This is a genomic window from Rheinheimera sp. NSM, from assembly GCF_052380015.1.
In the GTDB taxonomy this organism is placed as follows: domain Bacteria; phylum Pseudomonadota; class Gammaproteobacteria; order Enterobacterales; family Alteromonadaceae; genus Alishewanella.
Window position 1 is genome coordinate 742386 of sequence record NZ_JBQTCI010000002.1, and the last position, 19894, is coordinate 762279.

General features: G+C 51.3%; 14 protein-coding genes. 5 read left to right on the forward strand and 9 right to left on the reverse strand.

The genetic code is table 11. From position 1 onward, the window contains the following. Positions 1-1065, reverse strand: coding sequence for an iron-sulfur cluster carrier protein ApbC (apbC, locus tag ACTZWV_RS09205; protein ID WP_444786248.1), 1065 nt, complete (start codon positions 1063-1065; stop codon positions 1-3). 131 nt (positions 1066-1196) lie between these two features. Between apbC and metG the strand changes: the two genes are divergently transcribed. Continuing rightward, positions 1197-3245, forward strand: coding sequence for a methionine--tRNA ligase (gene metG, locus ACTZWV_RS09210; protein WP_444786249.1), 2049 nt, complete (start codon positions 1197-1199; stop codon positions 3243-3245). A gap of 43 nt (positions 3246-3288) precedes the next feature. Beyond that, positions 3289-4752 carry an MFS transporter gene (locus tag ACTZWV_RS09215; RefSeq protein WP_444786250.1) on the forward strand — a complete coding sequence of 488 codons (1464 nt, stop codon included), beginning with the start codon at positions 3289-3291 and terminating at the stop codon, positions 4750-4752. Positions 4753-4758: 6 nt separating this feature from the next. On the opposite strand, the gene ACTZWV_RS09220 is transcribed toward ACTZWV_RS09215, so the two are convergent. Together ACTZWV_RS09220 and ACTZWV_RS09225 are read right to left on the reverse strand one after the other, a co-directional pair. After that, positions 4759-6225 carry a hypothetical protein gene (locus ACTZWV_RS09220; RefSeq protein WP_444786251.1) on the reverse strand — a complete coding sequence of 489 codons (1467 nt, stop codon included), beginning with the start codon at positions 6223-6225 and terminating at the stop codon, positions 4759-4761. Positions 6226-6309: 84 nt separating this feature from the next. Beyond that, positions 6310-7305: an NAD(P)H-quinone oxidoreductase gene (locus ACTZWV_RS09225; RefSeq protein WP_444786252.1), complete on the reverse strand. Its 996-nt coding sequence runs from the start codon at positions 7303-7305 to the stop codon at positions 6310-6312. A gap of 105 nt (positions 7306-7410) precedes the next feature. Between ACTZWV_RS09225 and ACTZWV_RS09230 the strand changes: the two genes are divergently transcribed. Next, complete coding sequence (locus ACTZWV_RS09230; RefSeq protein WP_444786253.1) at positions 7411-8634, forward strand: class I SAM-dependent rRNA methyltransferase; 1224 nt, start codon at positions 7411-7413, stop codon at positions 8632-8634. A 79-nt stretch (positions 8635-8713) separates the two neighbouring features. After that, a complete protein-coding gene (locus ACTZWV_RS09235) occupies positions 8714-9283 on the forward strand; it encodes a YceI family protein (protein ID WP_444786254.1) in 570 nt (189 codons plus the stop codon). Positions 9284-9384: 101 nt separating this feature from the next. Here the strand turns inward: ACTZWV_RS09235 and ACTZWV_RS09240 are convergent, their stop codons facing one another. The 4 genes from ACTZWV_RS09240 to ACTZWV_RS09255 all read right to left on the reverse strand — a co-directional run bounded on the left by ACTZWV_RS09240 (position 9385) and on the right by ACTZWV_RS09255 (position 15295). After that, positions 9385-9684, reverse strand: a complete 300-nt coding sequence (locus ACTZWV_RS09240) for a PilZ domain-containing protein (protein WP_305550572.1) — start codon at positions 9682-9684, stop codon at positions 9385-9387. A 159-nt stretch (positions 9685-9843) separates the two neighbouring features. Next, positions 9844-13731, reverse strand: coding sequence for an ATP-dependent RNA helicase HrpA (gene hrpA / locus ACTZWV_RS09245; RefSeq protein WP_444786255.1), 3888 nt, complete (start codon positions 13729-13731; stop codon positions 9844-9846). 67 nt (positions 13732-13798) lie between these two features. Next, positions 13799-14218: a CBS domain-containing protein gene (locus tag ACTZWV_RS09250; protein ID WP_444786256.1), complete on the reverse strand. Its 420-nt coding sequence runs from the start codon at positions 14216-14218 to the stop codon at positions 13799-13801. Positions 14219-14293: 75 nt separating this feature from the next. Next, positions 14294-15295 (reverse strand): isoaspartyl peptidase/L-asparaginase family protein, encoded by a 1002-nt coding sequence (locus tag ACTZWV_RS09255; RefSeq protein ID WP_444786257.1) that lies wholly within the window; start codon positions 15293-15295, stop codon positions 14294-14296. Between the two features lie 168 nt (positions 15296-15463). Here ACTZWV_RS09255 and ACTZWV_RS09260 point away from each other — a divergent pair, with 168 nt between their 5' ends. Further along, positions 15464-16648: a tetratricopeptide repeat protein gene (locus tag ACTZWV_RS09260; protein WP_444786258.1), complete on the forward strand. Its 1185-nt coding sequence runs from the start codon at positions 15464-15466 to the stop codon at positions 16646-16648. 5 nt (positions 16649-16653) lie between these two features. On the opposite strand, the gene ACTZWV_RS09265 is transcribed toward ACTZWV_RS09260, so the two are convergent. Next, positions 16654-17673 carry a malonyl CoA-ACP transacylase gene (locus tag ACTZWV_RS09265; RefSeq protein ID WP_444786259.1) on the reverse strand — a complete coding sequence of 340 codons (1020 nt, stop codon included), beginning with the start codon at positions 17671-17673 and terminating at the stop codon, positions 16654-16656. Beyond that, complete coding sequence (locus tag ACTZWV_RS09270; RefSeq protein ID WP_444786260.1) at positions 17670-19880, reverse strand: thiamine pyrophosphate-dependent enzyme; 2211 nt, start codon at positions 19878-19880, stop codon at positions 17670-17672. Before ACTZWV_RS09270 ends, ACTZWV_RS09265 begins: the two co-directional genes overlap by 4 nt. Between the last annotated feature and the right edge of the window lie 14 nt (positions 19881-19894).

A 19894-nucleotide genomic window follows, 5' to 3' on the forward strand; every position in this document is an offset into this window, starting at 1 on the left:
TTAATCGTCCGTTATTATTATTTCAGGTTGGCCAACCGCTTGTGCAGCTGAATGCCAATGCAATGCCAGCATTAATTGCCGGCCGATTGTACGGTAATTTTCTGCCACTGGCTGCTGTTTTAATACTATGGGCAGCCCTGCATCGGCTTGCTCACGGATCTGTTTTTGCAGTGGTAACTGGCCCAAAACCGGCACCTGATAGCGCTCTGCCAATAAGATGCCGCCTTCGGTACCAAAAATATCATCCCGTGTACCACAGTGGCTGCACTGATAAAAACTCATATTTTCCACCAGGCCCAATAGCGGAATATTCACCTGGCGAAACATACTGATGGCTTTTTCGGCGTCCGACAATGCGACATCCTGCGGCGTGGTAACCACTACCGCACCGGTTACCGGCAGTTTTTGCGCCATGGTCAGCTGTATATCACCTGTGCCAGGTGGCATATCAACAATTAAATAATCCAGCTCCGGCCACAGTGTTTCGTTCAACAGTTGCAACAATGCCTGGCTGGCCATAGGGCCACGCCACACAGACGCCTGCTGTGGGTCTACCAGAAAACCGATAGATTGCAAATACACGCCATGGGCAAACTTGGGCTGCATCAGTTTATTATCCGGCGAGCTGATTTTCTCACCGCGAAGACCCAGCATTGTGGGAATAGACGGACCATAAATGTCCGCATCCAATAAACCGACTTTAGCGCCTTCCAGTGCCAGTGCCGCCGCCAGATTAACGGCTGTGGTGGATTTGCCCACGCCGCCCTTACCTGAGGCAATAAGAATAATGTGTTTAATATCTTTAAATACCGGCGCGGCTGTCAGCCGGTAATCCAGCGTTAACCGGTAGTTAAAACCGGCGTCGGCCAGCGCTTGTTGCAACGGCTGCGCTATGGATAACAGCGGCAGTTTTAAGCTGACAGTCAGGTTGTTTTTCTGCAGACTTACGCTGTCGAGTAATAACGCCAGCGGCGCACCGCTGTCAGGCAGTTGCCAGTGTTGCAGCAGCTGCTGTGCGGCTTCAGGCAAAGCGTCGGTTTTGGCGGATTTAAACCAGTTAAACATCGGCAAGTTCCAAATTCAGGCGTTAACACGTTTTTTTAGCGGATCCGTGCCGTGGCGGGTGCGGATCGATGGCGGCTAGTGTATCATTTAGTGAAATTTTTTCAGTTATTTATGCAAAAGAGCACCGCTTAATGTCGACACGCAAAATACTTGTTACCAGCGCTTTACCCTATGCCAACGGCCCTATCCATTTAGGCCACTTACTGGAATACATTCAAACCGATATTTGGGCCCGGTTTCAAAAAGCCCGCGGCCATGAATGCTACTATGTTTGCGCCGATGATGCGCATGGCACGCCTATAATGCTCAAAGCGCAGGAACAAGGCATTACGCCGGAGCAAATGATTGCCAAAACCAATATTGAACACCAGGCTGATTTTGCCGGTTTCGGCATTGGCTTTGACAATTACTACTCTACCCACAGCGATGAAAACCGCGAGTTTGCCAGCCAGATTTATACCAAGCTGCACGATAGCGGCTACATTAAGCGCAAAACCATCAGCCAGTTATTTGACCCGGAAAAACAGATGTTTTTGCCCGATCGTTTTGTTAAAGGCGATTGCCCCAAATGCGGCGCGCTGGACCAAAACGGCGACAGCTGCGATGTCTGTGGCGCCACTTACAGCCCGACCGAAGTAAAAAATGCCCGTTCGGTAGTGTCCGGTGCCACCCCGGTATTAAAAGACTCTGAGCATTATTTCTTCGACCTGCCGGCGTTTAGCCAAATGCTACAAGACTGGACCCGCAGCGGCAGCTTGCAGGAAGAAATGGCTAACAAGCTGCAAGAGTGGTTTAAAGACGGCCTGCAAATGTGGGATATCAGCCGTGATGCGCCCTACTTCGGCTTTGAAATACCCAATGCGCCGGGCAAGTTTTTCTACGTTTGGTTAGATGCGCCTATCGGCTATCTGGCCAGCTTTAAAAACCTGTGTGATAAAACCGGTATCGATTTTGACAGCTTCTGGCGCTTGGATTCTGACGCCGAGGTGTATCACTTTATCGGCAAAGACATTATTTATTTCCACAGCCTGTTTTGGCCAGCCATGCTGCACGGCGCCGGTCTGCGCAAACCCAATGCCATTTTCGCCCACGGTTTTGTTACCGTAAACGGCGCCAAAATGTCCAAGTCGCGCGGTACCTTTATCAAAGCCCGTACCTATCTGGATCATTTAAACCCGGAGTACCTGCGTTATTACTTTGCCTCTAAGCTTAGCAGCAGCATTATTGATCTGGATTTAAACCTGGATGATTTCAGCCAGAAGGTGAATGCCGATTTAGTCGGCAAAGTGGTCAATATCGCCAGCCGCTGCGCCAGCTTTATTACCAAACGCTTCGACGGTAAATTATCAGCTAGTGTCGCTGAACCTGCCCTGTTGGCAGAATTTACCGCTGCAGGGGACAGCATCGCCGATAGCTTCGAAAAACGCGAGTTTGCCCGTGCTATCCGCGACATTATGGCGCTGGCCGATAAAGCCAATCAGTATATTGATGCTAAAGCCCCCTGGGTGCTGGTAAAAGATGATACCAAGCAGCAGGAAGCACATGATGTCTGCTCAATGGGCATTAACCTGTTCCGCGTACTAATGCATTATTTAAAACCGGTGTTACCGTTAATGGCCGCAGAAACGGAAGCCTTTTTAAACAGCGAACTGAACTGGAACAACTATCAGCAGCCATTGACCAACCATGCTATCAACCCGTTTAAAGCCTTAATGCAGCGGGTTGACCCGGTAAAAGTCACGGCAATGCTGGAAGCGTCGAAAGACAACCTGCAGCCACAAACGGCTGCACCGGCTAAAACAGCTGTCAAAGCAGAAAAAGTACCAGGCACAGAGCGCGAAGCAATCAGCGACACCATCAGCATTGATGATTTTGCCAAAATTGATTTAAGGGTGGCCAAAATCATTAAAGCCAGCGCCGTAGAAGGTGCTGACAAGTTAGTGCAACTGCAACTGGATATTGGCGGCGGCGAAGTACGCCAGGTGTTTGCCGGCATTAAATCCGCCTACAGCCCTGAGCAACTCGAAGGCCGTTTAACGGTGATGGTGGCTAACCTGGCACCGCGCAAAATGCGCTTTGGTTTATCCGAAGGCATGGTGTTAGCCGCAGGCCCTGGCGGCAGCGATTTGTTTATTTTATCTCCGGATGACGGCGCCCAGCCAGGTATGCGGGTGAAGTAAGTAGTCAGGCCGCCTTGGCTGCCTGTTTTTTAAAAGGCAACGGATGTCCAGTAAACACCCTTACCGCAGTTTTAGTGCGCTATTTTTAACCACCTTGCTGATGCTGGTGGCCCAGGGTTCGTTATCAACCTACCTGGGCTTATCGCTGGCACAGCAAGAAGTCGATTCTATCTGGATTGGCGCGTTAATGTCCTGCTACTACCTTGGTCTGGTACTGGGGTCTAAGCTGGGCCATAAGGTTATTGCCAGGGTTGGCCATATCCGCGCCTTTGTCGCCAGCGCGGCGATTGTCAGTGCCTGCGCCATGACTCATGTGTTGACGTCGCAGCTGGAAATCTGGCTGGTGATGCGCGTTATCGTTGGTATGGGCATGATGTGCCAGTATATGGTGCTGGAAAGCTGGCTGAACGAGCAAACCGAAAGCTCGCAGCGTGGCACCGTGTTCGCCTTCTATATGATCACCTCTTACCTTGGTATGATTGGCGGCCAGTTAATGCTGAGCCAATTCCCTGAGCTTGGCACAGCGCCGCTGCTGATTATCAGCATGTGTTACTCGTTGTGCATAGTGCCGATAGCGCTGACTAAACGCATTCACCCGGCGCCGCTGCAACCGGCAGCGCTGCAAATTATGGCTTTCTGGAGGCTGGTGCCGCAATCACTGACGGCAATAAGCGTAGCCGGCATGATGGCGGGCGCTTTTTATGGTTTGGCACCGGCTTATGCCGCGGCTAAAGGCATGAGTACCGAACAGGTTACCTTGTTTATGTCAGTCACCATATTGGCCGGCTTGTTAGCACAATGGCCGATGGGTAAAATTTCTGACCGCATTCCGCGCAGTCGCATCCTACGCTTTAACGCCGCGGTGCTGACCATTCTTACCTTATTAATTGCATTGCTGCCATTAACGGGCTGGTTGCTGTTAGTCGCCACCTTTTGTTACGGCGTACTGGCCTTTACGCTATACCCGATCGCCTCTGCGTTTGCCAACCAAAATGTGGAACAAAACGACCGCGTGGCCTTATCCGCTACCGTACTGTTAACCTTTGGTTTGGGTGCCTGTTTCGGCCCGCTGCTGGCATCGGCATTAATGCAACTGCTTGGCCCGGCCATGCTGTACGCCTTTATCAGTTGCTGCGCTTTTACGCTGTTTTTACGCCTGTTGCGGGTGAACTACAACCAGAAGCAGGTAAAACGCATGCTGGACGAGCAGCAAAATGCGCAGTTTAAAATGGGCTCGGGCGATCTGGTATCCTCGCCACTGGCGGCGGCACTCGATCCCAGGGTAGATGAAGAAACCGTACTGACCCAGATGCGCGATGAAGACTTTCAGGCTGCCAGGCAACAAGTGCCGGCCGGCTATGATGAAGATATCGAGTGGGAAAGAACAGACGATAGTTTTGACATTGCACCAACTGCGGAGCCGGAGGTTACTGCACAGAGCGACGCAGAGGACAACCCGGCGGCTGGCGATACGGATCCCACAACCGGGCCTGATAAAACCGGCTAAGCCGGTTTAGTTATTGTGCATCACCACCTTATTCCACAGGTTTTGATTTTTAACAAAAGAGAAATACTCGTCGGGGTGCCAGCATTTGGGTAGCAGCGACATATTTTTGCGCTCTTCAAAATTGGATACCAGTTTGCTTAAGATCTCCAACAAGCGCTCTTCGCTGATCCGTTCCAGCTTTTTACGGGCCGGCGGATAATATAAATTATTTTCCACACTGACCACGCAACCCATGGCCGACACGTTATAAGTTAGGTTACGGGTAACCATACGACAAACAGGTTGGCGGATATCGGCCGGGTACAGCCCGGTAACAATAGCGTATTCATAGCGGTCGAGGTCTTGCCGATCGGAGTCTTTCGGAATGTAGGTAACACCAAAACCCTGTGGAAATACCCCGGTAATACTGATTAGTGCATCCACCGCGACCTTGCTGTAAACGCCCTTCTCTACGCCTTTTTCCAGCACCAGGGCCACCTTGGGCAAGGTCTCATAAGCAAAGCTGCTTTTGGTGGACAACACTACTGAGGTATAAATTTGCGGAATTTTTAATATATTGCCGATACCATGCTCCGGCTTAATGGCATTTTTCAGCAGCATTAAGATAAAAGCGCGCCGCTCTGCATCGCGCTTTATAAGGTTATCGCGATCCTCTTTTGAATTACCATTGTACCTGTCGGCACCCAGGCCTTCGCTCAGGTACTTTAAACTTTCGCGGTAACTGATTTGCAATAAGGCGATGCGCTCATCGTTTTCCAGCACCCGAAACTCATCTTGCTCACCTTGTGCGCCTTTTAAAATTGCCTGTGCATCAGGGTGACAGGTACCAATATCCTGTAATAACGCCGCCATGACCAACGGAATTTGTACGTCATCACGAAACGGCTGATATTCGTCTTTACTGTCTGCTTTGCGCTGTGCTGCTAAACGTTGCAGTACATAGGGGTTATTCAGCTCGCCATCTGCCAGCAGTTTGTCCAGCAAGCGCAGGCTTAACAGTGCTTTGTACAAATGTTTACTTTTCTGGTTGCTAGCGGCAACCAGCTTACCTTCTGTCGGCGACAGCAACTGAATGGTGCCCAGCATTTTTGCGCTATTTACCCGTGTATCCTCTTCCGACTCGCCCTGACACAGTGCCAGGATATCCTGGCATAGTTTTTTCAGCGCACTAAAACGCACAAAGGCTTCATCTGAGCGGGCTTGCACAAAGGTCTGCTGCTCGCCTCTGGCTTGCTGCAAACTGCGCTCAACCTGGGCCAGATTGCGCTTATCTACCTGCTGCTGGCGGTGTTCAAACAGATACACCTGCTGGGCCAGTTCGGTTTTTTCACTTTGCTGCGCCACCATCTGGATAAAACAAGCCGTGGCCTGTTCATACAAAGAATCAGCCACAGCCGTGTTGTCACTGATGCGGTTGATCAACGACGCCACCTGCTTGCTATAGGTTGATTTTCCAATGGTACCTGTAGACATCTGAATAACGCATCCTTGTGGTTACTGAAGGCTGGTTGCTGTTTTATACTCAGTCTATCTGAGCATTAAAATTTCGCCAGTTGATCAAAGTGTTAGTACCAATTTCCCGACAGTCTGGTTAGATGCCATAAGTTGATGTGCCTGCTCAGCCTGCTGCAGCTTAAATTGCTGCTGCAGTACAGGCGCGATTTGCCGATGTGCCAGTGGCTGACCAAATGCATTGCAAAACGCCTGCGTCAGCGCGGTTTTATACTTGTTACTGCGATTGCGTAATGTGGAGCAAATCAGCTGACCACGGCGTTTAAACAACAAGGATAAATCCAGCTGCGGTATCTCCCGCCCGCCCATCATGGCATAGAGCACAATTTTGCCGTCCATGGCCAGCAGCGGAATTTCACGGCTTATGTAGTCACCGGCCACCGGGTCCAGTATCAAATTTGCCCCGTCCGGCCACTGTGCGGCCAGTTCCTGTTCAAAGGCAGCTGTGGTGTAATTAAGCAGTACCTCTGCCCCCAGAGCCTTGCAGGCAGCCAATTTGTCATCGCTGCTGGCCGTTACCGCAACCACAGCACCAGCCGCTTTTGCCAGCTGTATTGCCGCCGTACCCACACCACTGGCGCCGGCATGAATAAGCACCTTCTGGCCGCTTTGCAAAGCACCGATGCTAAACAGCAGTTGATAAGCGGTGAGAAACACCTCTGCGCTGGCAGCTGCTTCTGCCATGCTATAACCGGCCGGCACCGCCATAGCATGGCCGGCATGCAACAGGGCATACTCAGCATAACCGCCGCCCGGCACCAGACCAAACACGGCTTTGCCAAGCCAGCTTTTATGCAGCGGCCCCGCCGCCACTACAATACCGGCCACTTCCAGGCCTAAAATATCGCTATCGCCAACAGGTGGCGGATACAAACCGCGACGCTGCATTAAATCGGCGCGGTTAATGCCGGCTGCCGCCACCTTTACCAACAGTTGCTCGGCCGAAGGCTGCGGCACAGGGCGCTGCTCTACCCGCAAAGTGCTGTCGTTGCCGGCGTTAACAACCGCAATTGCCTGCATAGTGGATGGAATGTTTGCCAAAGCTGACTCCTTAGCGAATTGGTTGGGCTGCATAAATTCTGCTTTAGCTTTGTGCAGCGCTTCTCTACAATGCGGCCTTTAGTCTAGCACAGTGTGAAAATGCCCATGAACCAGCCTTCAGTATCATCTACCCAATCTGCTTTGCCACGCTTAACCTTACAGGAAACACGGGAAAAGTCGTTAAAGCGGTTACACCCGTGGATTTTTTCCAAGGCGGTAAAGCACGTCAGTGGCAATCCGGCCAACGGCCAAACGGTTGAGGTAGTCAGCAGCAAAGGCGAATGGTTGGGCTATGCTGCCTACTCTGCGCAGTCGCAAATTCGCGCCAGGGTATGGAGCTTTAACCCGCAAGAGCAAATTGACGCGGATTTTTTCCGGCGCCGTATTGCCCGCGCCTGGCAGCTACGCAGCGAACTGTTTGATTTAAACCACACCAACGGCCTGCGCGTCGTGGCGGCTGAGTCTGATGGCTTACCGGGTGTCACCATAGATAAATACGACACTATCCTGGTGTGCCAGCTGTTGTCGGCCGGTGCTGATAGCTGGCGCAACGAAATAGTACAAGCGCTGATACAGCTGTTCCCGGAGCACAGTATTTACGAGCGCTCTGATGTGGACGTGCGTAAAAAAGAAGGCTTGAAACCGGTTACAGGTTGGCTGCATTTGCCGCGTGAGCATGGCGAAGTGATTATTAAAGAGCACGACATGTCACTGCTGGTTGATGTGATGCAGGGCCATAAAACCGGCTTTTATCTGGACCAACGCGCCAGCCGTGCTGCAGCTAAACGTTATGCCAAAGATAAAACCGTGCTGAACTGTTTTAGCTATACCGGCACCTTTGGTGTAGCTGCCTTGCAAGGGGGGGCTGTGGCGGTCACTAATGCCGATTTATCCGAACTGGCACTTAATACCGCATTAAAAAATGCGGAACTGAATCAGCTCGATTTATCAAAAATTGATAATGTGAAATTTGATGTGTTTAAACTGCTGCGCCAGTACCGCGAACAAGGTAAGCAGTTTGATATGGTGATCCTGGACCCGCCAAAGTTTGCTGATAGCAAAGCACAGCTGATGGGCGCTTGCCGCGGTTACAAAGATATTAATATGGTTGCGATGCAAATTGTAAAACCGGGCGGCTTGTTGCTAACGTTTTCCTGCTCCGGCCTGATGGAAGATGGTTTGTTTCAGAAAATTGTTGCCGATGCCGCCATTGACGCTAAACGTGACTGCCTGTTTATTGAGAAACTAAGCCAGGACAGCGACCACCCCATCGCCAGCTTTTATCCCGAGGGCAGCTACTTAAAAGGTCTGGTGTGTAAAATCTATTAAAGTCAAAGATTTGGTGTCAGTAGCCGCTTAGGGTATGCTGACACTATCACTACGATTGGCACTAAGATTGGAGCAATTTATGAAAGTATTCGCACTGGCGCTGGCACTGAGTAGCAGCGTCGCCACCGCAGCCGACTGGGCATTGGATAACAGCCAATCCGGTTTGCATTTCGTGTCGGTAAAAAATGAGTTAGTCGCAGAGACGCATCAGTTTAACCAGCTCAGCGGCAACTGGGATGGTAATACCGTTACGGTAAGTATTGCGGTGAACAGCATGGACACGCTGATCCCAATCCGTAACGAGCGCATTTGGCAGTATGTATTACAAGCAGAGCAATTTGCCGCCATCACCGCATCGGCAGAGCTAAAACAGGCGGCGGTAGCCAAACTGGCGCCTGGCGACAGTATATTATTGGAGTTGCCGCTGGCCGTTACCATTGCCAAAGAAACGGTGACACTTAATGCCAAACTGCGTATTACCAAGCTCAGCGCCAATACATTGCAAGCGGTAACAGCAGCGCCGCTGATGCTGAACACTAACAGCTTTAAGTTAACTGCCGGCGTAGCCAAATTACAGGAGTTGGCAGGGCTTAAAAGTATTGAGCCGTTAGTTCCGGTTAGCTTTAACGTACGCTTTAACCAACAGTAACCGGCACTGTACCGTACAACTCAATTTGGGCAACAAAAAAGCAGCTAACGCTGCTTTTTTGTTTGTTGCTGACACTGCCAACAACACTATTGTACAACTGCTTAATTCAGATCCATAAAAGCCAAACCCAGCTGATAGCTGTCTTCGCTTTCCTGGCTGCAGCGCATCACTTTTGCACTGGCATCCAACGGCGGCACACTGGCATTGGCGGACTCTAACCTGACACGGATCAAAGTGCCCATCTCCAGTGGTTCATCTACATCGACTGACATACCGGACGCACTGAGATCACGGCAAATACCGTCCAACACCCGTCCGGCTTCCGGATCATTGATCATTAATTTAACTTCGGCATTGACCATCATCCTGAAATAATGCCGATTATCGCCTTTTGTTAGCATAGCGTCCCCCTTCGCAACGTCAGCTGCTAGTTATAGAACTTTCCCCTGTCCATGTAAAGCTTGCTGAGCACTGGCCCAATCTGCCATAGCTGTCAACTTGCTTACCGCTGAGTGAAAGCGACCACTCTGCGTATTTACTAATATTATTCTGCGTTTAATTCAGGTTTTAATTTCCTGCACTGCGTGCAATACGCGCTTCACCGAAATTGGATAAGGTGTGCCCAATTGCTGCGCATGTAAAGACACTTTCAGCTCTTGCAGCATCCAGTAAACTGCCTGCACCGGCTCAGGTAATATCTTGCTGCCGGCAAATTTACCTAACAGGTTATTATAGCTGTCAAAGGCTTTTTGATACTCGTGCATCAATAAACGATCGCGCTGTGGATCAACCGGCAGCTTCTCCAGCCGTTTTTGCATTGCCTGCAAATAACGCAGTATATCGTCCAACCGTGCGGCGCCATGATTGCTGACAAAGCCTTTAAAAATAAGCTCATTCAGCTGCTGCTTAATATCGCCTTGTGACTGCACATGGGCTAAATCAACTTTGCCTTTTAAGCGCTTTTGTATATCGTGACACAGGGTTAATATTTGCTCCACTTTCAGCGCTATCGCCAGCACGGCATCACCCAGCTCTGCGCGCACTTTCTCTCTGAGCTGATTAAAATCCTGTTCATTCTGCGGTAGCTCGCTTTGCGCTATTAAGGCGTCAACGCCGGCAGCGATACAATCATCTATCAGCTCTAACACGCGGCCAAAGGGGTTAAAGTACAAACCCAGCTTGGCTTTATTTGGTAACGATTCCTGCAGGTATTTTACCGGTGACGGAATATTCAGCAGCAATAAGCGCCGCAGCCCCTGCTTGGTGGTTTCCAGTGCTTGTTGCGGGTTATCCAGCAACTTTATTGCCACAGAATCACGCTCGTCCACTAAGGCAGGAAAGGCTTTAATTTCATAGCCGGCCTGTAATTTAACGTATTCACGCGGCAGCTGGCCAAAGCTCCACTGCGTTAATTTATCCTGCTCTATGCCCTGCTCGGCCACCTGGCTTAAGCTTTGCTGTACTTCGCCCTGCAAGCCTTGTTTTAGTAAACCCAGCGAGCGGCCTTGTCGCAAGGTGGTGCCTTTGTCATCCATCACTTTAAAGTTCATTTTCAAATGCAGCGGCAGGCTGGTTAGATCCCAGGCATCTTCCGGAATCGTTACGCCGGACATCCGCTTTAAGCGCAAGGTGATAACCTCAAGCAACTTGCCTTCGTCCGGGTTCAGCGTTTGCATTAACGCATCGGCATAATTGGGTGCCGGCACAAAATTACGCCGGTATTGCTTGGGCAGCGATTTGATCAGTGCCACCAGCAACTCGTGGCGCAGCGCTGGGATCAGCCAGTCAAAGCCGTTATCATCCAATTGGTTTAACAGCGCCAGCGGAATAATGACGCTGACACCATCATCTATCTCGCCCGGGGCAAAATGGTATTCCAGCGGCAACGTTAAATTGCCCTGACGCCAGCTTTCAGGAAATTTATCGGCGGTAATATCACTGGCATCGCGGTTCAGCAGGCTGTTGGGGTCAAAGTTAAGAAAAGAGGCATCTTCGCTGCGTTTTTTCTTCCACCATTTGGCAAAATCTATCCGGTTATTCGCCCACTGCGGTACGCGCTGAAGATAGAACGCCGCCAGGGTGTCTTCATCTACCAGAATATCGCGCCGGCGTGACTTTTCTTCCAGCGCGGTCACATCGTCAATTAGGCGCTGGTTATGCTGTAAAAAGCTGTCGTTAGTGCCCAGCTCCTGATTCACCAGCGCTTCGCGCACAAACAGCGTATGGCACACTGCCGGGTCTATTTTGCTGTACAGCACAGCGCGCCTGGCCACGATAACCAAACCATACAAACTGACTTGCTCATACGCAATTACCGCACCGCGCTTTTTCTCCCAGTGCGGCTCGCTGTAACTGCGCGTCACCAAATGCTCTGCCAGTGGCTCTATCCATTCCGGTTCAATTTTGGCCAGGGTACGGGCATACAACTTGCTGGTTTCTACCCATTCAGCTGCCGCCACCCATTTGGGTTTGCGTTTAAATAAATGGCTGCCCGGGAACACATAAAACCGCGTTTGCCTTGGGCCTAAGTAATCGGCTTCTGAGTCTTTAAAACCCACCTGCCCCAGCAAGCCACTTAGCACCGCCTGGTGAATAGCCTGATAACCGGCCGTTTGCCGGTTTAGCTGATAGCCCTGCTCCTGCATAAGCTGGGTAAGCTGGCCGGTAAGATCTTGCCATTCGCGCACCCGCAGGTAATTTAAAAACTCCTGGCGGCACAAACGGCGAAACTGGTTGTTACTTAACTGCTCTTGTTGCTCCTGCAGATATTGCCACAGTTTGAGCCAGGCAGCGAAGTCGGAATCCGGATCAGCAAAACGGGCATGACACTGATCGGCCTTTTGCTGTTTGTCCAGCGGCCGCTCACGCGGGTCCTGAATGGACAGTGCAGCTGCGAGCACCAACAGCTCGGCCAAAGCACCGTTGTCAGCGCCAAACAGTACCATGCGCGCCAGGCGTGGATCTATCGGTAAGCGCGCCAGTTTTTTACCCAACTCCGTTAATTGCAGGCCCTGCTTATTGCGATTAAGCGGAATAGCGCCCAGCTCTTCAAGCAACTTTACACCATCGTTAACAAAGCGGCTGTCCGGCTTTTGTAAAAACGGAAAGGCTGCAATATCGCCCAGGCCCAGCGCCAGCATTTGCATAATAACCGAGGCCAAATTAGTGCGCAGTATTTCCGGGTCGGTAAATTCCGGCCGGCCGTTAAAATCGTCCTCGCTGTACAGCCGGATACAAATACCGGCCGCCACCCTGCCACAACGGCCCTTACGCTGGTTGGCACTGGCCTGGCTGATGGCTTCTATCGGCAATTGTTGTACTTTGGAGCGATAGCTGTAGCGTGATAAGCGCGCGGTGCCTGGATCGATAACATAACGAATACCGGGCACTGTCAGCGAGGTTTCGGCCACGTTGGTAGCCAACACAATGCGCCGGCCGGCATGGCTCTGGAAGATGCGGTTTTGCTCAGCTGCACTTAACCTGGCATACAACGGCAATACTTCGGTGTGCGGCAGTTTTAACTTTTCCAGCGCATCGGCAGTATCGCGGATTTCACGCTCACCGTTTAAGAAAATCAGAATATCGCCCGGCGGCTCGCGGTATAGCTCGTCGACAGCATCAAAAATACCTTGCAGCTGATCGGCGTCTTTGTCGTCTTGCTCGCTTACCGGCCGGTAGCGGGTTTCAACCGGGAAAGTACGGCCGGAAACTTCAATTACCGGCGCATTAAAAAAGTGCTTTGAAAAGCGCTGCGGATCGATAGTGGCTGAGGTAATAATCAGCTTGAGATCCGGCCGTTTCGGCAGCAGCTGTTTTAGATAACCGAGCAAAAAGTCGATATTCAGGCTGCGCTCGTGCGCTTCGTCAATAATTAAGGTGTCGTACTGGTTTAAAAAGCGATCTTGCTGAATCTCGGCCAGCAAGATACCGTCGGTCATCAATTTAACAAAAGTATTGTCGCTGGTATGATCGCCAAAGCGGATTTTATAGCCGACCTGGTTGCCCACCTGACACTGCAGCTCTTCGGCGATACGGTCACAGACACTGCGTGCGGCTAAACGCCTTGGCTGAGTATGGCCTATCATACCGGCAACGCCGCGACCTAACTCGAGGCAAATTTTCGGAATTTGCGTGGTTTTACCCGAGCCGGTTTCACCGGCAATAATCACCACCTGATTGACTGCAATGGCAGCTTTAATATCGTCTTTCTTTTCCGATACCGGCAGCTGTGGCGGATAGCTTACCTTGGGCAGCGCAGCCAGCCTGGCAGTACGTAGCATTTGCGAGCGGGCAATATCGGCGGCAATACGCGCTAATTGCGTGTTTTTTGCCTCATCAGCCAGATTTTTGCAGTTATGTAAGCGCCGACGCAGGCGAAACTGGTCTTTTAACAGACAAGCGGGAATGCGGGAAATAAGTTCAGGTACAGAGATAACAGCTTCAGACAAAACAACGCCCTCGTTAACAGAGGGCGCCATGCTACCAAGAGCGGCAGGTAAAGATCCAGCGCTTAAATTAGCCTACCTTACGATAATGCGAATGCAGCTCTTTATCTATTGCGCCTAATACATCCGAGCGGGTGATAATGCCGAGTAAATAGCCATCGTCATCCACTACCGGATACAACTTTGGTTTGGCTTTTAACATTATTTGCGCTAAATCGATAATACCGTCGTAGCCTTTTACCGTTAACACCGCCGGGTTCATTACATCAGCGACTCTTGAGGCCTGTTGATCATGGTAGGTTGACATCAGCATGCGCTGCAAACAATCCTGTTCGGAGATAAAACCAATAATTTTTTTATGTTCATCAATAACGGGCCCGCCGGTCTGGCGACCTTTAATCAGCCGATCAACAGCCATTTCAACCGGCATCTCTGCACTAAAGGTGACCGGATAACGGTTCATATAATCTGCCACTTTGAGTAAATCCATGCTTCCCCCTGCACTGTATTACTGAGCATCAGGCTCTTGTTAAGATTAGCCGAATTTAGCCGCTTTGCCGCAAAATTACGGCTTGCCGGCAAAGATTTCGCTGATCACTTCGCCGCCTTCGGCCTTCAGGGCGCGGTACATCCCTTCAGTGTTAAAAGTCCAGCTAAGCTGGCCCTTGTGATCGACCACAATAACACCACCATCACCACCGGCTTTTTTTAGCTCAGCCATCACTTCTTTTGAAGCCACTGCAGCCGTTTTGTTCTGATATTTCACTCTGGCACAGATATCGGCGGCCACCTGATAGCGGATAAAAAATTCGCCGTGGCCGGTTGCTGATACCGCACAACTTTTATTGTCGGCAAAGTTACCGGCACCAATAATGGGCGCATCGCCAATGCGGCCATAACGTTTGGCTGTCATTCCTCCGGTAGACGTCGCGGCCGCTAAATTGCCCTTTTTATCTATCGCTACCGCGCCTACCGTGCCCATTTTCCATGCCGGATCATAAGGCAGCGCCGCCTGGTGCGGCTGTGGTGCTATAGCTTGTTTCGCCCGCTTTAGGGCTTCATAGCGAAATTCAGTATTAAAATAGCTGTTCTCCACCAGTTCCAACTGCTGCTCTTTAGCAAACTGTTCTGCGCCCTTGCCGGACAACATTACATGCACTGATTTTTCCATTACCGCCCGCGCCAGCAAAATCGGGTTTTTTACATTGCTTACCCCGGCGACGGCACCGGCACTACGGCTACGGCCATCCATAATAGAGGCGTCCAGCTCATGGCTTTCATCAAAGGTATACACCGCGCCTTTGCCGGCATTAAACAGCGGCGAGTCTTCCAATACTATTACCGCCGCAGTAACCGCATCCAGGCTGGAGCCGCCGCGTTCCAGTACCGCATAGCCCTGACTAACCGCGTGAGTAAGCATGGCATGATAAGCCTGTTCTTGCGCGGCACTCATGCTGTCACGGCTGATAGTACCGGCGCCACCGTGAATAACGATGCCAATAGGCGCTTTGGCATGCGCCAGAACAGAACAAGTACCAAGCGCAGCTGCTAATAGAAGTGTTTTCATGATTGATTCCCGCATTCGCAATAATTCTTTGTACTTGATTCGTCACAGAATCACAACCGGCTGTAAAGTTGAGTGGCCGCTACCGTGATGAGCTTTGTTACAATTTGACGCACTGATTGTGCCTCAAGCTGGTCTATAGTTAACAATGTTGAGTATCGGAGCAGTATTATGAACACTGTAATTTCCGTTAGTTTTGTTTTATCACTGGTCGCTTTGGTGTCGTGCCAGCACACATCAGAGCATTGGCAGCTGATGGAACCGCAAAAGCTGTTAGTTGATGAGACCCGGTTTCAGGGCGAACTATATCCGGTTGAAACGGCAGAAGAGATATTCCGGTTACCACAGGCCAACAAAGCTGAACTGAGTGCACTAACGTCTGCCCGATTAGGCATGGCTGAGCGCAGTACCGCCATCTTAAAGTATATTCTGGCGCATACCGGCGACAGCCTGACGTACAACCATACTGTAACCAGAACCGTCAGCGAGACCCTGGCCACACGCCAGGCGAATTGCTTAAGTTTGTCTATTCTGACCTACAGCATTGCCAAAGAAGTAGGTATAGGCGCGGTGTTCCAGGATGTGAAAATTCCGGAATACTGGAGCAGCGATACTAACCAAACCTGGTTAAACGGCCATATCAATTTAAAATTAGTGCAAAACCGGCAGTTAAATTATGCCTCAGGCCTGGTGCTGCTTGGCAGCGACATTGTTATTGATTTTGACCGCAACACAATAAAACAGCGTTTCGCAACTGAAACCATCAAACCGGAGCGCGTTATTGCCATGTTTTACAATAACAAAGCCGCTGAAACCTTTGACCACTATAACCTTGCCCAAACCTACCGTTACTACCGCGCGGCCATAGCAGCAGATCCTGACTACGCCGTTACCTGGTCCAATCTTGCTGTACTGTACCGGCAACAGAACATGTACCCACTGGCAGAGCAGGCGTATCACCATAGCCTGGCGTTAGACCCGACATCTACCAATGCGATGGCTAATCTGGCGGTGTTGTACCGTTATAGTGGTAACATCAGCGCAGCAAAAAAACTGGAGCAACAGGTGCATGAAAAGCGCAAAACTAACCCCTGGTACTATGTAATGCTGGGCAATGAAGCGGTGAAACGCAATGAGCTGAATCAAGCCATTGCACTGTTTCAACAATCGCTGACGCTGAACAATGATACCCATGAAGCGCTGTTTGGCCTGGCCAGAAGCTATTTCGCGCTGAACAACACAGTAAAAGCATCGCATTACCTCGAAAAAGCCCGTCGTGCAGCCAAATCAACCGAAGATAAACAGCGCTACCAGCATAAAATAAGTGTGCTTAACCGCATCGCCAGTGCCGGCTAACAAACTCAGAGCAGCAAACGCCGCTGCTCCGGCAGCCCCATACTGATTACATAGGGCATTGTGACTTGCTGGGCGGCAATAAAATCCTGCTTAGAACTTAGCCCCTGCCAGTTAATCTCAATCAGGCTTTGTGCCACTGCCCCACCCAGCCCTGCGCCAGGGCCGGTTAAAATAATATGCTCAGGCGCAAATTCTTTTACCGCCACTTGCAGCGCTGTACTGAAATCATAGCTTTGGCAGACCTGATGTTGCAGGGTGTAGCGCTGCAGCGCCGCCGGATCACTGCCGCCATCCGGCCAGATCCGGCCACGACCGTCTATAAGGGGCAGTTGCGGCTGGTTAAAACGCGCCGCCGGCCACAGCGCTAAAGCTTTATCTGATGCGGCTTGCATAAAAGTGGTATGAAAAGCGGCATGCCCCGGCAGCAATAGCGGGAAACGCTCATCACACGGTGGTAACGCCGCCATCGCCATGTTAACTGCACTCTCGCTGCCGGCCAGTACTGCATAACCGCCGTATACTATCGACATAAACAGCTCGCCTTCATGCAGCACCAGCTGTTGCTGTACTAAAGCTGCGCGTTCTGTATCCGGCTGCCAGTTATCATCAATAACCGGATAAATAAACTGTGCTCCGGCACCTCCTGCGGTTAACCGGGCCATATCGCTCACCAGCTGCATACCGTTATCCGGCGCCAGCACGCCGGCACAACCCAGCGCGGTGTACCAACCCATCGAGTTACCGGTCACCGCCACCACGTCAAACTGAGCTGTATTAATACTGCGATAATCCGCTACACCGGCGGCAAAAATCAGTGCAGCAGCATTGTCTGCCTGCAAATGCACGCTGCGGCTAAATACTGCCCGGCTGTCCAGTTCACTGACTGTTGGCAACCCTAACTCAGAGCGCACGCGGTCAAACTGCGCCAGCAAACCAGTGTCGGCAGTATTGTTACTGATATACCCCAGCTCAGCTTTGTTATAACTGCCGCGGCCCGGGCATACCACTAAGGCTGTTTTTTTCATTGCACCATCTCCGCCGCAGTTGCACCCAATAAGGCCAGTGCCTGACCAATAATTTGCTGCACCGATGGCAGCACCGTATACGCTGCTGCGCCCAGCGGAATAAAGCTGTCTTCAGCACATAAACGGCGGATATCAAAATAACCGGGCTTAGCTTCATGTAAGGCGGTAAACAGCTCTTCGCTGAGTGAACCACGACGGCGGCACTCATCTACGATCAATACCTTAGTGCAGCCCGCCAATGCGCTGATAATCAGCGGCGTATGCAGTGGTACCAGGGTACGTAAATCCAGCAGACGGATATGATAGCCCTGTGCCCTCAGCTCCTGCTCCACCTGACGGCTTAAATAATAGCCATTGCCGTAGCTGATAATTGCCAGTTCTTTGCCATCACCATATACCGCTGGCTCACCCAAGGCCGGCAACGGCGTATCCGGCGCCGGGTAATCGGCCAACCACAAGCCATCACCGGGCTGGCTGAGGTCACGCGTCATATACAGCGCTATGGGTTCCAGCAGTATTACCAGGCGCTTTTGCTGATGCGCCAATTGCACCGCCTGGCGCAGCAATAACACCGCATCATGGCCGTTAGACGGACACAGCAAAATAACGCCCGGAATATCGCGAAATACAGCAAAAGAGTTGTCGTTATGAAAATGACCGCCAAACCCGCGCTGATAGGCCAGCCCGGCAATGCGAATTACCATCGCATTGTGGTACTGGCCATTGGAGAAAAATGGCAAGGTAGCGGCTTCACCACGGATCTGATCTTCAGCATTATGCACATAAGCCAGAAACTGAATTTCGGGGATAGCGATAAAGCCCTGCTGCGCCAGGCCAATGGCCATACCCAAAATACTTTGCTCATCCAATAAGGTATTAATGACACGGTTACTGCCAAAAGCATGCACCAAATGCTGGGTAACGCCGTAAACGCCACCTTTTTTACCAACATCTTCGCCAAACACCACGGTATTGTTGTACTGCGCTAATACATCATGCAGTGCCCAGTTTAATAATTTGGCCAAATGCTGCTTTTTACCGCTGTTATGCTGATCAAAAGCGAATAATTGCCGGCGCGCTTCAGCCGCCGGCAGTGCCGGTACAGCCACTGTCTGACGCAGCGGAGCAATGGACGCCATCACCTGCGCTGCTGTCGTCAATTTAGGCCGGCTGCTGGCTACTACAGCTACTCTGGCTATTTGTGCCTCCAGCCTGTCCAGCTGCAGCAATAATTGTTCAGCAGTAATATCGCCGCCGGCCAGCAGCGCTGCAGTGCTGCTAAGCAAAGGATCAAGCTCCAGCTCCGCATCAATTTGTGCTTTGCTTCTGTATGCCACTTCTGCATCGGCACCGGCATGGCCAAATAAACGTACGGTGGATAAGTGCAGCACTGCCGGTTTACGTTTAGTGCGCACATAGTCTGCTGCCCTTTTGGCAATGGTATAGGTTTGCGCTAAATCGCGGCTGTCGGCGGCAAAGTACTTCAGCACCGGCCTGTCGGCTAAGTCCTGTTCTATCCAGCCACTGGGCGTTGGCGTAGAAATACCCAGGCCATTGTCTTCACAGACAAACAGCACCGGTAACGGTACCTGCTGATAAGCAGCCCAACAGGCGGAGTTAATCGCGCCCTGAGCGGTAGAATGGTTAGCCGAAGCATCGCCAAAGCTACACAGTGCTATGGCATCAGCAGGCCACTGGCCGGCAATACCCAGCCGCTTACTTAAGTCGACAGCAAAGGCCGCTCCAACCGCTTTAGGCAACTGCGATGCGATAGTACTGGTTTGCGGCGGAATATTCAGCGCCAGGCTACCCAACACTTTGTGCCGACCGCCGGAGATTGGGTCTTCACTGCTGGCGCAAAACGACAGCATCATGTCATATAAAGGCGTAGCACCCGGCAGTTGCTTGCTGCGCTCGATAAAAAAAGCACCGCTACGATAATGCAAAAATGCCGGATCGGTAACACGTAGTACTGCCGCTACCGCAGCATTCCCCTCATGACCGGCACTGCCTATGGTGTAAAAGCTCTGGCCTTTGGCTTGCAACAAGCGTGACTGTAAATCCAGCAACCGGCTGCACAACTGGCTGTGCCACAGCTGGTACAGGATACTGAACTCTATGCTGTGACTGCTGCTGTGCGGCGGCAGTTTGCCGCTTTTCAGCCGGAGACGGTATTCATTAACCCAGGGATGCACGGCTTCTGACATAAGGCTTACTCCGC

Excerpts from the sequence above, each read along its gene's own strand:
- ACTZWV_RS09230 (WP_444786253.1), top strand. The coding sequence starts at position 7,411 with ATGAACCAGCCTTCAGTATCATCTACCCAATCTGCTTTGCCACGCTTA.
- ACTZWV_RS09220 (WP_444786251.1), bottom strand. The coding sequence starts at position 6,225 with ATGTCTACAGGTACCATTGGAAAATCAACCTATAGCAAGCAGGTGGCG.
- ACTZWV_RS09250 (WP_444786256.1), bottom strand. The coding sequence starts at position 14,218 with ATGGATTTACTCAAAGTGGCAGATTATATGAACCGTTATCCGGTCACC.
- ACTZWV_RS09260 (WP_444786258.1), top strand. The coding sequence starts at position 15,464 with ATGAACACTGTAATTTCCGTTAGTTTTGTTTTATCACTGGTCGCTTTG.
- ACTZWV_RS09265 (WP_444786259.1), bottom strand. The coding sequence starts at position 17,673 with ATGAAAAAAACAGCCTTAGTGGTATGCCCGGGCCGCGGCAGTTATAAC.
- ACTZWV_RS09215 (WP_444786250.1), top strand. The coding sequence starts at position 3,289 with ATGTCCAGTAAACACCCTTACCGCAGTTTTAGTGCGCTATTTTTAACC.
- apbC (WP_444786248.1), bottom strand. The coding sequence starts at position 1,065 with ATGTTTAACTGGTTTAAATCCGCCAAAACCGACGCTTTGCCTGAAGCC.
- metG (WP_444786249.1), top strand. The coding sequence starts at position 1,197 with ATGTCGACACGCAAAATACTTGTTACCAGCGCTTTACCCTATGCCAAC.
- ACTZWV_RS09270 (WP_444786260.1), bottom strand. The coding sequence starts at position 19,880 with ATGTCAGAAGCCGTGCATCCCTGGGTTAATGAATACCGTCTCCGGCTG.
- ACTZWV_RS09240 (WP_305550572.1), bottom strand. The coding sequence starts at position 9,684 with ATGCTAACAAAAGGCGATAATCGGCATTATTTCAGGATGATGGTCAAT.
- ACTZWV_RS09235 (WP_444786254.1), top strand. The coding sequence starts at position 8,714 with ATGAAAGTATTCGCACTGGCGCTGGCACTGAGTAGCAGCGTCGCCACC.
- ACTZWV_RS09255 (WP_444786257.1), bottom strand. The coding sequence starts at position 15,295 with ATGAAAACACTTCTATTAGCAGCTGCGCTTGGTACTTGTTCTGTTCTG.